The organism is Cyanobacteria bacterium FACHB-DQ100, from assembly GCA_014695195.1.
Lineage (GTDB): Bacteria > Cyanobacteriota > Cyanobacteriia > Leptolyngbyales > Leptolyngbyaceae > Leptolyngbya.
Map to the genome: position 1 here is coordinate 969614 of JACJNW010000028.1, position 12994 is coordinate 982607.

At 46.0% G+C, this 12994-nt stretch carries 12 protein-coding genes and 1 pseudogene; 4 read left to right on the plus strand and 9 right to left on the minus strand.

Annotated features, from left to right (window positions below; all coding sequences use genetic code 11):
• Window positions 1-214 precede the first annotated feature (214 nt).
• A complete protein-coding gene (locus tag H6F51_15780; protein ID MBD1823942.1) occupies window positions 215-1381 on the plus strand; it encodes a coproporphyrinogen III oxidase in 1167 nt (388 codons plus the stop codon).
• Here H6F51_15780 and H6F51_15785 read toward each other — a convergent pair whose 3' ends face one another.
• Window positions 1382-2107 (minus strand): phosphatase PAP2 family protein, encoded by a 726-nt coding sequence (locus H6F51_15785; GenBank protein MBD1823943.1) that lies wholly within the window; start codon window positions 2105-2107, stop codon window positions 1382-1384.
• A 232-nt stretch (window positions 2108-2339) separates the two neighbouring features.
• On the opposite strand from H6F51_15785, the gene H6F51_15790 reads away from it, so the two are divergent.
• Window positions 2340-2852, plus strand: coding sequence for a universal stress protein (locus tag H6F51_15790; GenBank protein MBD1823944.1), 513 nt, complete (start codon window positions 2340-2342; stop codon window positions 2850-2852).
• Window positions 2853-2928: 76 nt separating this feature from the next.
• Here the strand turns inward: H6F51_15790 and H6F51_15795 are convergent, their stop codons facing one another.
• Together H6F51_15795 and H6F51_15800 are read right to left on the minus strand one after the other, a co-directional pair.
• Window positions 2929-3765 (minus strand): tetratricopeptide repeat protein, encoded by an 837-nt coding sequence (locus tag H6F51_15795; protein MBD1823945.1) that lies wholly within the window; start codon window positions 3763-3765, stop codon window positions 2929-2931.
• A 118-nt stretch (window positions 3766-3883) separates the two neighbouring features.
• Complete coding sequence (locus tag H6F51_15800) at window positions 3884-4624, minus strand: DUF2993 domain-containing protein (protein ID MBD1823946.1); 741 nt, start codon at window positions 4622-4624, stop codon at window positions 3884-3886.
• Window positions 4625-4781: 157 nt separating this feature from the next.
• On the opposite strand from H6F51_15800, the gene H6F51_15805 reads away from it, so the two are divergent.
• Complete coding sequence (locus H6F51_15805) at window positions 4782-5426, plus strand: acetoacetate decarboxylase family protein (GenBank protein MBD1823947.1); 645 nt, start codon at window positions 4782-4784, stop codon at window positions 5424-5426.
• A 634-nt stretch (window positions 5427-6060) separates the two neighbouring features.
• Here H6F51_15805 and H6F51_15810 read toward each other — a convergent pair.
• From H6F51_15810 to H6F51_15835, 6 genes and pseudogenes are all read right to left on the minus strand, one after another.
• Window positions 6061-6330, minus strand: a pseudogene (locus H6F51_15810) (Ycf66 family protein).
• 82 nt (window positions 6331-6412) lie between these two features.
• Entirely contained in the window at window positions 6413-7339 is a 927-nt protein-coding gene (locus H6F51_15815; protein MBD1823948.1) for an NAD-dependent epimerase/dehydratase family protein, read from the minus strand.
• Between the two features lie 74 nt (window positions 7340-7413).
• On the minus strand, window positions 7414-8079 hold the full coding sequence (locus tag H6F51_15820) for a Uma2 family endonuclease (GenBank protein ID MBD1823949.1): 666 nt from the start codon (window positions 8077-8079) through the stop codon (window positions 7414-7416).
• 131 nt (window positions 8080-8210) lie between these two features.
• Entirely contained in the window at window positions 8211-9569 is a 1359-nt protein-coding gene (mnmE, locus tag H6F51_15825; GenBank protein ID MBD1823950.1) for a tRNA uridine-5-carboxymethylaminomethyl(34) synthesis GTPase MnmE, read from the minus strand.
• Window positions 9566-10132: a GNAT family N-acetyltransferase gene (locus tag H6F51_15830; protein MBD1823951.1), complete on the minus strand. Its 567-nt coding sequence runs from the start codon at window positions 10130-10132 to the stop codon at window positions 9566-9568. Before H6F51_15830 ends, mnmE begins: the two co-directional genes overlap by 4 nt.
• Window positions 10133-10136: 4 nt before the next feature.
• Window positions 10137-11558 (minus strand): YdiU family protein, encoded by a 1422-nt coding sequence (locus H6F51_15835; GenBank protein ID MBD1823952.1) that lies wholly within the window; start codon window positions 11556-11558, stop codon window positions 10137-10139.
• A 97-nt stretch (window positions 11559-11655) separates the two neighbouring features.
• On the opposite strand from H6F51_15835, the gene guaD reads away from it, so the two are divergent.
• Window positions 11656-12969, plus strand: a complete 1314-nt coding sequence (guaD, locus tag H6F51_15840; protein MBD1823953.1) for a guanine deaminase — start codon at window positions 11656-11658, stop codon at window positions 12967-12969.
• The last annotated feature ends 25 nt before the right edge of the window (window positions 12970-12994 follow it).

The following is a 12994-nucleotide window of genomic DNA, read 5'->3' on the forward strand; positions in this document are numbered from 1 at the left end:
AAATTCGCTAAATACTGTCAGGCTTACGAACCGCTTGACTTGGCATCATTATATCCTGCTTGTTCGTGGATTCCTGCCCCCAAATGCTTATCTGATGGGGGGTTTACCTCACTCTGCCGCATTTTGTGATACAAAGTTTAGCGATTTCTGAGAAGCGATCGCCTCTTTTGCTCTACATTTCCCGAAATTGAGTTTGAAAAATAAGTTACAAGTCATGGAATTTAACATTCCAAGTTCGGCGTATATTCATATTCCGTTTTGCCGCAGACGGTGTTTCTACTGCGACTTTCCGATTTCTGTAGTCGGGGATCAACGCAACGGCAGCAATTTTAGAACGATCGTCAATTATGTCGATAAATTGTGTCAAGAAATTGATCAGACTACAAATTTAGGTGAACCGTTAAGAACTGTGTTTTTTGGTGGGGGAACTCCTTCGCTTTTATCGGTTTCACAATTGCGGCAGATTTTAGAGCGGCTCGATCGTCAGTTTGGAATTCTTCCTGATGCGGAGATTTCGATGGAGATTGATCCGGGTACGTTCGACCTCGCGCAAGTTCAGGGATTCAAATCAGCCGGAGTCAATCGCTTCAGTTTAGGGGTGCAGGCGTTTCAATCTGATATTCTCAAAGCTTGTGGAAGAACTCACACGGTTGAAGATATTTATCATTCGATCGATCTACTTCATCAAGCAGAAATCAAAAATTACAGCTTAGATTTAATCTCAGGTCTTCCCCATCAAACGATCAAGATTTGGCAGGATTCTCTCGATCGCGCAATTGCACTTTCACCCGCACATTTATCGATCTACGATCTAACGATCGAACCGCAAACGCCCTTTGGCAAACAATTAAAGCCGGGTGAAAAACCTTTACCCTCAGATGAATTAACCGCAGATTTCTATCGATTTGCTCAACAGAAATTGACGAAAGCTGGTTTTGAGCATTATGAAATCTCAAACTATGCGAAACCCGGCTATCAATGTCAACACAATCGCGTGTATTGGGAGAACCGATCGTTCTACGGTTTTGGGATGGGCGCGACGAGTTTTCTGAACGGCGATCGCGTTTCTCGACCGCGTAAGCTGCTTGAGTATTACGCTTGGCTTGAAGCACCACAATTAGACTCTGAGACAACCCAAGCTGAGCACTTATTAGATAGTTTAATGGTGGGATTGCGATTGCAAGAAGGAATTGATTTGAAGCAGCTAAGAGAGCGGTTTGGAGAGGGTGCGATCGCTCAAATTCTAGACTGCTTACAGCCCTACAAAAAAGTGTCCTGGGTCGAAATCACGCCAGGAAGAATTAAGCTCACTGATCCCGAAGGCTTTCTTTTCTCAAATGTGATTTTAACGAAGCTATTTGCACGATTCGACGAAGATTAATTAAGGTTCTGATTTTAATAGCTCTCTTCGATGTTGCCAAACTTCTAAACTTAGAGTGCAGGTCATTAACCACACAAATCCTGCTCCATAGCCCGCAATAATATCTGTCAGCCAATGCACACCAAAATACATCCGACTAAAACCAATGAGCGCAATCAGAAGTGACATTAACAACACAATTAGACTACGATATTTCCCATAACGTTTTGCTAACAAATATCCGAACAATCCATACATGACGATCGACAACATCGCGTGTCCGCTCGGAAAGCTATAGAAATTTACCTCAACGACTCTTGACCACAATTCCGGTCGTGCTCGTTCAAATAGTCGCTTCAGTAGCAAATTCAGCCCCAACGCCCCGACTCCGCCGATCGCGATCGTCATTGCCTGCGATCTCTGATGACGCAGCAAAACAAGACTCATAATTACAGCAACGATAACCAGCACCATTGGATCGCCAATCGCAGTCACAAACAGCATAATTGGAGTCAGCCACGGAGCCTGAAGCCGATGAATTGCAAACAGCACACTAATATCAAATGCCTGCGTCTGGTCGTGCATCACCGTCTCTGCGAGTTCTGCAAATCCCCAAAGCGCGATCGCGGCTGTGACAAGCCCAACCAAACGTACCACAGTCAATAGCGGCGTGATTCGATGCCCGACCCTTCGCCGCCAAAACGTTAAAATTCTTTCGCTTAATCGTCGAATGATTTCGACCAACATCTATTTAAGACAACGCAATCTTGATACTTTGACAAGACTAGAAGGTGAAATTCGTCTAGCCACAGTTTGAGATTTTTGAAGTGTTAAGAAGCGAGAAAATTAAGCCATGGTAATGAATTCTAGTCCTATACTGCACTTATAGGGTGAGGTAAATTGGGATGAGGTAAATCTCACTTCAAATAATCAATAAGCATTCGATTAAGTCTTCAATTAAACTATTGGGAGAATCGGTATGTTTCGGAAGATTTTAGTTGCGCTCGATCATGCTGAAACAGGTCAGGGCGTGTTTGAAAAGGCGATCGAGTTTGCAAAAGTCAATCAATCACAATTAATGCTGCTGCATGTGATTAGCCCGATTGACGAAGGGATACCGACTCCAATGTATCCCATGCCAGATAGCCTTTACCCCATGCAGCATGAAGCGTTGATTCGGTCTTCAGCACAGTTGCTTTCTCAGGCTGAAGCCGCAGGATTAGATATGCTGAGAGCACGAGATGCGGCAGCCACAGCAGCGGGAGTTCGATGCGAATTTACACAGCACGTCGGCGATGCGGGTGACACAATTTGCACGATCGCTCGAACCTGGAATGCAGATTTAGTCATGATGGGGCGCAGGGGGCGATCAGGCATCAGTGAATTTCTCCTCGGCAGCGTCAGCAATTACGTACTACACCATGCACCCTGCTCTGTTTTAGTGGTTCAAGAAGCATTGGTTCCGACTAAAACTTGGGTTAGGACACGTTGATTTCAGCGAAAAATTAAAAAGCGCGATCGCAGTTGAATCGCGCTTCTTGGCAGGTCACAAAAATCACAGCGAACAATTAAGCTTCGCGAGGGGGGCGGACACTTAGAATCGATAGGAATCGATTATCTCGTCGGAGCGCCGCAAAATCCGAATTGGTTTGCGCCATCTCACGATACTCCTCTGGACTCAGCTCGATCGCTCGTTGCAAATGCTCAAACGCGAGATCCGCTTTGCCCTGGATCGCATAACAGCAGGCTTTGTTATACCAAACTGTTGCGGCATCCGGTCGAAGCGCCAGCGCTCGATCGTAGCTCTCGATCGCCGCATCAATATTGCCCATGTGATAGAGCGCATTGCCGCGATTTGTCCAGGATTCTTCAAAATCTGGCTTGAGTTCGAGCGCGCGATCGTAGCTGGCGACGACTCGTTCTAGCTGTCCGAGTTTTCGCAACGCTAAGCCGCGACTGTACCAAGCCCAGTAGTAATCTGGCTTGAATTCAATGGCGCGATCGTAGCTATTGACCGCATCGTCGTAACGTTCTAGGTTCCGTAGCGAAATGCCCCGGTTGTACCAAGCCCAGTAGTAGTCAGCGCGATATTTAATCGCTTGGTCGTAACTTTTAATCGCTTGGTCGTAGCGTCCTAGTTCATCGAGTGCGTTGCCGCGATTGTTCCAGGCTTCGGGGAAACCGGGTTGATACTCGATCGCTTGGTTGTAGCTGTCGATCGCTTGTTCGTAGCGTCCCAGATGGTAAAGCGAGTTACCTCGGTTGTACCAGGCATCGGGATAGTCGGGCTTGAGATTCAGCGCAGCTTCGTAGCTAGAAACGGCTGCTTCGTAAGCTTTCGTCTTATTCAGGTACAGCCCCTTCTGGAAAAAAAGCGTTATTTCAACATCTTGAGCGTGGCTCATCACCGGAGTCCGTCTTACACATCACTGTCCTTGTTAAGATTCCCAGATGTTGTGCGACAAATCACAGATGAAATGAAAATTTATAAGCGTGAGCAGAAAAAAGTCCGACTAAGTTAGACTAAAGGGTTGGCATTTGAGACGCGTGAATTTCGATTTCTGTCGTTAATTCTTTATTCTGAATTGAGAGCAATTTAACCTGAAACGCAATTCCGGCAAATTCAAGGTAAGGCTGACTAACTAAGGTTTGCATCCATTGCATTAAAGCAATCATGAGTGGAATCGATTGACCATCATTCGGGGTGCAATAAAATGATTCCATTTTGATAGGTTCGATTTCAGTCCGCGGACAAACAACAGCGCTAAAACCGATCGTTTGTATATTCCTCGCGCTCCGAATGATCGCATCTCCGGTGAAGCGCATTCTGTTATTACTTAGTAACCGAAGGCTGAACGGAGGCTTCAATTCTAAAAACACAGTTTTGCCTTCAACGTTTAATTCAATCGGTTGAAGAAAGCCTTTAACATAATCTGAATTCATGTTTCGATTCAGATTATCTTCAGAAAGAACGAGTCGAATATGACTATCGATCGGTTCGCTTAGCCGAATTTTTCCTAACAGAATGCTGAGCGGATCAACAGAAATCTGGTCAGCTTGAACTTCTACTTCCTGAACCTGAATTTCATCTTTAACAATGTTGCGCCCTGCAAAAGAAATATTTTCTACTTCGCCCTGAAATAATTTAACTAGATTAGTTCTTGCAGACACAGCAACTTTCCTAAACTCGTCAAGCTGAGTTCCTACAACAAGTTTGGCAAATTCAGAGAAGATGTTTTCTTCAGGACGAGGCGAATCAGACATAGGTTTCAAGCTGAGAATACTCGTAATTTAAGGCAATTCTCGTAAAACCATATCTACTAAATTGAAGTAAGTTTTTATTGATATTCTGCGTCCCAAGATAGAGGTAAAGCAGATCGGAGTTTTTTAGGGTACGATCGCACTCCTTCACTTAACAGTCATGAATCATCCACCCGCACCTTGGATACTTAAAGGTCATGGTTTTCTCACGCTGCATTTGATTGACTTTAACGTTGCCGCAAAAGTCATTCCTAAAAATCTCGAAATTGTTCAAGTCCTGCCCGGAAAAACGATCGGCGGCTTAGTGCTTGGCAAATATGAACCGAGTTCGACGTTAACCTATGGAGAATTAATCGCTGTTGCAGGTTTAGTTCGCTACGGTGGCAAGATTGGAAGCTGGGTCTCCCATATTTATGTCGATGATCAAAGCTCGATCGCAGGGGGTCGAAATATTTGGGGCTTACCGAAGGAAGAAGCACAATTTCTTTGGCAACCTGGCGGGGGTGCGATCGTTAAACAAGGCGATCGGACGCTCTGCAATTTGACTCAAGCTTGGCAATTCAATCTACCGCGACTGAACGGACAGTTTGACACTTATACCCAGCTTGCAGAGGAATTAATGCGGTTTGAAAGTTCAGCCGTCGGAAATCTTTCGATCGTCAATTCTCGGCTTGAGGTTCCGTATTCTAGCCCGTTTGCCAACATGATTGATTCTCAGCCCTGGATGGCACTCAAAGCCGAATCGCTTGAAATTACGATCGCGGCCCCAGTTTCGGTGGGTGCTAAGGTTCCCATGCCTGTGTAAATTCGAGACGAAAAAGGGCTTGATGATCTCAAGCCCTTCTTGTAATACCTTATTCAGCTTCGGGTGGATCGGCGGGAAGATTCTTTTCTTCGGCATCTGCAAGAGCCGCTTCAACCTGCTCCGGAGTCGGTGGATGTGGTGGAACAGCTTGCGGATGATTCGCTTCAAATGCGATCTCTTCTTCGATAATTTCATCAGCCGTCGAAGCCGATTCTGATGCGCCGTCTTGATCAATTGACACAGATTTCGATTCTACCGCTTGCTCAGATTTCACGATGTCTTCTTCAAAGTTGAAGGCTTCATCATCGGTTTCGGTTGCGTCCTCACGGAAGTCTTTCCGCACATAAGTTGTCGTATTCTTTTCGGGCTTTTTGAACAGTCCCCCGAACACTCCGGGAAGCGAAGCTACCGCACTGCCCACGGCACCGATCGTTCCCATCACATCCGGCTTAGACGCTTCGGGGGTAGGATTGCCAAAATCTTCCCGCTTTAACGGCTGATACGGTTCGGCTGGCATTTCGGGCGTTTTGTTCAGCACTGATTGAACGCGCTCTCGTACTGTTGTCACCGCTCGTTTGCCTTGCTCCAAGACTTTTGAAGTATTTTCCGAGTTGACGACCTCGTTTAATTTCGATTGTAATTCAGCCGTTGAAGGCGTGTAGCCCAGTCGAGCGGTCAGGGCTTGATAGCCGAACCAACTGATCAACGACACACTCGCAATTTGTCCCAACAGAACCGCACCGGTAATGCGATCGGCGCAAATCCAAAGCACTAACGCATAAAACAATCCCACACCCGCAAGTGTGAGATCACCTTTGCGATAAATATTTGGGTAAAAGAAAGCGGACATATACAGCCCGAAACTACCCAACGCGACGACTAGCGCTAAAAGATATGTCAGCATGTTGCTGCCCTCAACTCGGAAAAACTACTCTCAATGTACTGCGAAGCGTCGATCGGCGAAGGTAGGGTTTACAGAACAGTACCTAAGCCAAGATTTGCTCGTCAAGCGAAAAATCGATTTCGGATTTGTCGCGCCCTGTCTTGAGATAGTCGTTCTGATAGGAATCTTTTAGCCCGGAAACGAGGTCAAATTCGGGTTTCCAATCGAGTTCGGTTATCGCCTTGTGAATATCTGCAAAAAAGTGCTGTGTCCGCATCGGAAATGCTTTCTTTTTGCCGAAATCGAATTTTTTCGGGTCGTAATGCACGATTTTGATCGCGCTCGGATCTTTGCCTGCTGCTTCTGCACAAGCGCGTGCTAAACCGTCAAAGGTTACAGCTCGATCGCCAGACACATTGTAAATCTGCCCGATCGCGCTCTGATTGCCCAACACTTTCGCCATTGCTGCCGCTAGGTCTTTGACGTGCCCAAACTGAGTAAAGTGCTGTCCGTGACCGGGAATGGGAACCGGACGATCGCGAACGATGCGATCGAAAAACCACGCTTCTAGATCGTTGTAGTTCTGTGCTCCATAAATGTAAGTCGGACGAATCGAGGTAAACGGAATTCCCGCTTCAGCCAGATAAGATTCTGTGTCATGCTTGCCTTTGTGCCGGCTTTTCGGATCAACCGCATCGCCTTCGACGTGCGGCATTTGGTCTGACTTGAGATAAACCCCTGCCGAACTCATATAAACAAAATGCTGAATCCGACCTTTGAACAGTTCAGCTAGGGGTTGAGTATCGCTGAGTTCGCGCCCGTTGTTGTCGAAAATCGCATCAAAATCGAGATCGGCTAACTGTTTCAAGTCGGTGGCGTTGGTACGATCGCCCTTAATTTGTTTCACGCCTTCTGCCGGAGCAGGCTTATTGCCTCGGTTGAACAATGTAACCTCATGCCCTTGAGACACCAAAAGCTGAGTGAGATAGACTCCAATAAACCGAGTCCCGCCCATAATCAGAATTCGCATAACGATCGATTTACACGCAACAATTTTTTATCTTAAGGCGATTACGCTCACAGAATTTCTTAGTTTTTTTGGCTTTAGAGTTGTTCGGGCTCGATGCCGAGTTCTCGGAGTTTTGCGGCTAAGCGATCGGCTCTTTGTGCTTCTTGCTCGGCTCTTTGTGCTTCTTGCTCGGCTCTAAGTTCTGCCGCTCGTCGAGCGGATTCCGTTTCTTCGAGACCCAGCAGTTGAATTCCAGAACCCGCTTCAAAGAACTTGAGATCCTGATTTTTTAGACATAAATCGATTCCTAAAACTTCGCTTCGGAGTGAGAAGTCATTGGGTTGATCGAGTGGAACTTGAGGAATTGGAAAGTAGTTTCCTTCAATCAGGCGGAAGCCTTTAAGTTGTGGTTTGAGATAATCGGCTGTGGGATCGTACTGAAAATATTCCTCGACACCCCAGAAAGCGTAGAGTCCTTTCTTCGAGCCTTGGTCTTCGTTAACGGTGGATTTTGAAGTAATTTCTAGAACGAAATTAGGATATTTCTCGCCTTCCTCCCACACTTTGTACGATCGACGTTTGCGCTTTTCCTGATTTTTAACTACGAAGACATCCGGAGAGAGGCAAGCTTTTGAATTGCCTTCTTCGTAGTAAATCAAAATATTGCCAGAGACATAGACATTAGGCTGATTCTGAAAGTAGAGATCCAATACGCTAACCGAGTAAATCAAGTACTCTCGCTGAAAATCGGTTTCTGCCATCGGTTTACCATCAGAATCTGGATATTCAATTTCTGCGAGCAGTTTTGCTAGTTCGTAGGCATCTTGAGTGGCTGCCATTGCTCTACCTCGCGTTCAGCTAAATTAGATTTATCACAATTAAAACGTTTGTCCTACTTACCGATACAAAATCGACTGAAGATGCGATCGAGTACCGACTCCGTGACATCTTCGCCCAGAATTTCACCTAAAGCTTGAATTGCACTTCGCAAATCGATCGTCCAAAAATCTAGCGGCAGTTGATTGGCGATCGTCATTTGCACTTGTTCTAACGCTGTTTTCGCTTTGGTTAATGCAGCCGCTTGACGTTGATTGATCGCTAAATCTAAATTTGCGGCTTGAATTTTTCCGGTTTGAACTGTGTTTAGAATTGCTGTTTCTAGGGCATCAATTCCTTGATTGAGCGATGCCACAGTTTTCACAATTTGTAGTGCTGAAGGAAGATCACCGTTCACTTCAGCAAGATCAATTTTGTTAACAATTAGAATTAAGGGGCGATCGCTTACTTGTTCGTAAATTTCGCGATCGCTCTTGGTAAATCCAGTTTGAGCGTCAATCGTAAATAACACTAAATCCGCAGATTGAGCGGCTAAGCGCGATCGTTCAACTCCAATTTTTTCGACTTGATCTTCAGTTTCGCGAATGCCTGCGGTATCAAGCACTTGAATCGGAATGCCACCCACGACAAGCTGAGATTCAACCACATCGCGAGTAGTGCCAGGAAGATCCGTCACAATCGCACGATCGCTGCGGCTCCAAGCATTCAACAAACTGGATTTTCCAACGTTGGGACGACCGACGATCGCAACTTTTAATCCGGTTCTGAGCAATTCACCACGATCGGCGGTCGCTAGAATTCGGGTGACTTCGCCGAGAACATGACGAAATTGCGCTTGAATCTCGGCTTCATCGAGCGGGGGTAAGTCGTCTTCAAAGTCGATGCGGGCTTCCACTTCTGCCAAAATATCGAGACAAGTTGCACGAAGCTGGCGGATCGGATGTGCTAGTTTGCCTTGTAATCCGGCGAGAGCAGTTTGGGCGGCTTGGGGCGATCGTGCTCCAACGAGATCCGAAATGCTCTCGGCTTGTGTCAAATCTAATCGCCCATTTAGAAATGCTCTTAACGTGAATTCTCCGGGTTGCGCCAATCTTGCACCTTGTTCGATGCAAAGTTGTAGCACTTGTTGAACCGCAATAATGCCGCCATGACAGTGAAATTCGACCACATCTTCGCGAGTGTACGATCGTGGAGCCAGCATCAAAAGCAATAAGGCTTCATCGACCGTTCGTTGCGTTTGGGGATGACGAATGAAGCCGTATAAAATGCGATGACTTTCCCAAATTTGGCGACCGGGAGAATGAAAGAGTTTTTGAGCGATCGTAACCGATTCAGAACCAGATAATCTCACGATGCCGACGCTTCCTTGTTCGGGGACAATAGCCGTTGCGATCGCAGCGATCGTGTCGCTCATGACGGTCTCCAATTTTCGTTAATAAGACTCGATCGAATGTGATCTTCCCACTTGCCATTAATCAGAAGGTAATCTCTAGCATAGCCTTCGATCACAAATCCTAACTTCTTCAAAACATTCGCGCTGCGTCGATTGTGTGGCATATAATTTGCGCTAATTCGGTGCAAATTCAGATCAGTAAATACATATTGAATGGCAGCTTGTAGCGCTTCATTCATATAGCCATGTCCTTGTTCTTTTTCTGCAAGGCTATAGCCTAAATTGCAAGAATATAAAACTCCTTGACTCATATTGGTGAAATTTACTGCACCAATCACAGTTCGTGGATCATCTTTCTTAAATAGAAATAAGCGCAGCGATCGATCATAGCCAAATTCGATCAAGCTCTTCTCAATCTGCTGCGACCAAAACTCACGACTATGAAAATTAGCCGGACGCAATGGCTCGAATGGTTCGAGAAATGCACGATTCTCGGTATAGTATTTCACGATCGCTGCTGTATCGTTTTGCTGAAGCAATCGAACAATTAACCGCGAAGTTAATAGAACAGGAGTTTGCAGCATTGTCTTACTTACGAATTCGAGTTAATAAATCATAGAAGGGTTGCCAATTGTCGTCATCTGCGATCGGATTCCAAACGTCTTCGATTTCTGGGCGAACTAATCCGACTTCGGAGTTATATTCGTTCAACCTTGCAGGAATTTGATCAATCTCAAAGCGGCTTAACGTTTGCAAAGCCTGACAGTAACTTTGCCGCCAGTTCTCAAACAATTGCGCTAATTCCGTGTTTGATGTTTCATGTTGAGAAAAAATGCTACTCGCGTTCTGGCTCCAGCTTGGATCAAATTGTTTAGTAATCTGCCAAAAAAAGTCGTGATAATCGATTTGAGCGGATTGAAGAAATTGAACGGTTCGGTAGACTAAATCTGATGCGATCGAGTTTTCTAACTGATCAAATCCCAATCGATACAGCATTCTTTGTTGATACGCTTTTTCGTAGTGTGATGCAAATTGAGATAAGCCAGATTTAAGATCATCCTCAGAAATTACGCGCCTTAATGGAATTTGTAACATCTCCAAATTCCAGTAGCAAATTTCCGCTTGATTTGCATAAGCATACCGACCGTAATAATCAAAATAAGCGGCAGTAAAGCTGGGTTGATAGGTGGGAATGAACGCATACGGGCCATAATCGAAACTTTCACCCGTAATCGACATATTATCGGTATTCAATACGGCATGGCAAAATCCTGCTGCCATCCACTGCGCGACTAATTGAGCAACTCTTTCGACCAATTCCGCATAAAACAACGCATACCGATCGCGCTCACTCATCAAATGTGGATAGTAAGTTTCAATTACATGATCGAGCAAGATCGCAATCAAATCCTTGCGGTTAATGGCATCTAATCGCTCAAATGTACCGAAGCGAATATGAGATCGATTAAACCGAATCATCACCGACGATCGTGTGGGAGACGGTTCATCGCCGCGCCACAGTCCTTCCCCAGTTTCAATCAAACTGAGACAGCGTGAAGTTCTCACCTTCAAGCGGTGCAACATCTCTGCCGCTAACACCTCTCGAACGCCACCTTTGAGCGTCAATCGACCATCGCCACCCCGCGAATAAGGCGTTCTTCCTGATCCTTTTGTGCCGAAGTCATAGAGTTCTCCGTCCTTTGCGCGGACTTGCCCGTATAGAAAGCCACGCCCATCCCCTAATGCCGGATTGTAGGTTCCGAATTGATATCCGTGATACCGCATTGCCAAGAACGGCTCTCGTCCCTGGAACTTGCCAAAGGCTTCGATAAAATGCTCATCGGTTACATTCTCTAGACCCAACTGCGCCAGAATGTCATCGTTGCGAAATCGGAGAATATGTTGGGGAAATTGAGCGGCAGAAACGCGATCGGAGAACTCGTCTCCTAAGCGCTCAAACGCAGGCTCGTAGTTCAGAGCAAGTAGCGGGTTCGGGGAAAATTCAGTCATTCATCTTAACGGCGGCTTCTTATCAATCCTAGCGATATTCAGGCACAGTGACAGAGAGCGATTAAAATCAAGCAGGAGTCTAGTTCCTCGATTCTTCATGACTGTCAAAGCATTCCGCAGCGCCATTCTAGATTTTATTGCTGATCCGTTCTTTGTGTCGGAATCTGAAAGTGTGCGATATATTCCAGACGGTTTACTCGTGGTTGACAACGGAAGAATCAAAGAACTGGGCGCGTATGAGCAATTAAAAGAGAAATATGCGGGAGTGGCGATCGTCACCTATCCTAACCACCTGATTCTCCCTGGATTTATTGATCTGCACGTTCATTTCCCGCAGACGGAGATGATGGCAGCCTATGGTGAGCAGTTATTGGAATGGCTGGAGAAGTTTACCTTTCCGGTTGAGCGCAAGTTCCAAGATAAAGCCTATTGCGATCGGATTGCGCCGATTTTTATTGATCAACTGCTGCGAAATGGAACAACTACAGCGCTGGTACTTGCGGCTGTGTTTCCAGAGTCGGTCGAAGCTTTGTTTGAAGAAAGTGAGCGCAGAAATATGCGCTTGATTGCAGGCAAAGTGATGATGGATCGCAATGCTCCAGAGTTTCTCAGAGATACCGCAGAATCGTCTTATCACGAAAGCAAGGCCTTGATTGAGAAATGGCACAAAAAAGGTCGATCGCTCTATGCCGTCACTCCCCGATTTGCCCCGACTTCAACGCCAGAACAATTAATGTATGCTGGCAAGCTTCTAGAAGAGTTTCCAGACACTTATCTACACACCCATCTCTCTGAGAATGTGAATGAGGTGGCTTGGGTGCAAGAACTATTCCCAGACAGTAAAGGGTATGTAGATGCTTACGATCGATTTGGCTTGGTGGGAGAGCGATCGATCTTTGCTCATTGTGTGCAGTTAACCGAAGCAGAATTCGATCGGCTCGCGGAAGCAAAATCGACGATCGCGTTTTGTCCAACATCTAATACATTCCTTGGTAGCGGATTGTTCGATCTTGAACGTGCCACCTCTGCCCAAATCAAAGTTGGACTTGCAACCGATGTCGGGGGTGGAACCAGCTTTTCAATGTTCCAAACTGCAAGCGAAGCTTATAAAATTACACAACTGCGACAACAAAAGCTCTCTCCATTTCAGGCAATGTACCTAGCAACCTTGGGAGGAGCAAAAGCGCTGCATCTAGAAGACAAGCTGGGAAACTTTGAGGTCGGCAAAGAAGCAGATTTTATTGTGGTTGATCCGCGATCGACCCCGATCATGGCATTGCGTAACCAAGCCGAAACACCGATTACTTTAGAAGCCCTGAGCGATCGCCTCTTCAGCCTCATCATCATGGGCGACGATCGCTCGATTCAAGCCACCTATCTTTTGGGCGAACTTGCGTATGACAAGCAATAAAGCCTGACTTAAGGGTGAATTCAAT

Coding starts and splice junctions, on each gene's coding strand:
- H6F51_15820 (MBD1823949.1), bottom strand. CDS start 8,079: ATGGCAGAAACCGATTTTCAGCGAGAGTACTTGATTTACTCGGTTAGC.
- H6F51_15805 (MBD1823947.1), top strand. CDS start 4,782: ATGAATCATCCACCCGCACCTTGGATACTTAAAGGTCATGGTTTTCTC.
- H6F51_15790 (MBD1823944.1), top strand. CDS start 2,340: ATGTTTCGGAAGATTTTAGTTGCGCTCGATCATGCTGAAACAGGTCAG.
- H6F51_15800 (MBD1823946.1), bottom strand. CDS start 4,624: ATGTCTGATTCGCCTCGTCCTGAAGAAAACATCTTCTCTGAATTTGCC.
- guaD (MBD1823953.1), top strand. CDS start 11,656: ATGACTGTCAAAGCATTCCGCAGCGCCATTCTAGATTTTATTGCTGAT.
- mnmE (MBD1823950.1), bottom strand. CDS start 9,569: ATGAGCGACACGATCGCTGCGATCGCAACGGCTATTGTCCCCGAACAA.
- H6F51_15795 (MBD1823945.1), bottom strand. CDS start 3,765: ATGAGCCACGCTCAAGATGTTGAAATAACGCTTTTTTTCCAGAAGGGG.
- H6F51_15830 (MBD1823951.1), bottom strand. CDS start 10,132: ATGCTGCAAACTCCTGTTCTATTAACTTCGCGGTTAATTGTTCGATTG.
- H6F51_15780 (MBD1823942.1), top strand. CDS start 215: ATGGAATTTAACATTCCAAGTTCGGCGTATATTCATATTCCGTTTTGC.
- H6F51_15835 (MBD1823952.1), bottom strand. CDS start 11,558: ATGACTGAATTTTCCCCGAACCCGCTACTTGCTCTGAACTACGAGCCT.
- H6F51_15815 (MBD1823948.1), bottom strand. CDS start 7,339: ATGCGAATTCTGATTATGGGCGGGACTCGGTTTATTGGAGTCTATCTC.
- H6F51_15785 (MBD1823943.1), bottom strand. CDS start 2,107: ATGTTGGTCGAAATCATTCGACGATTAAGCGAAAGAATTTTAACGTTT.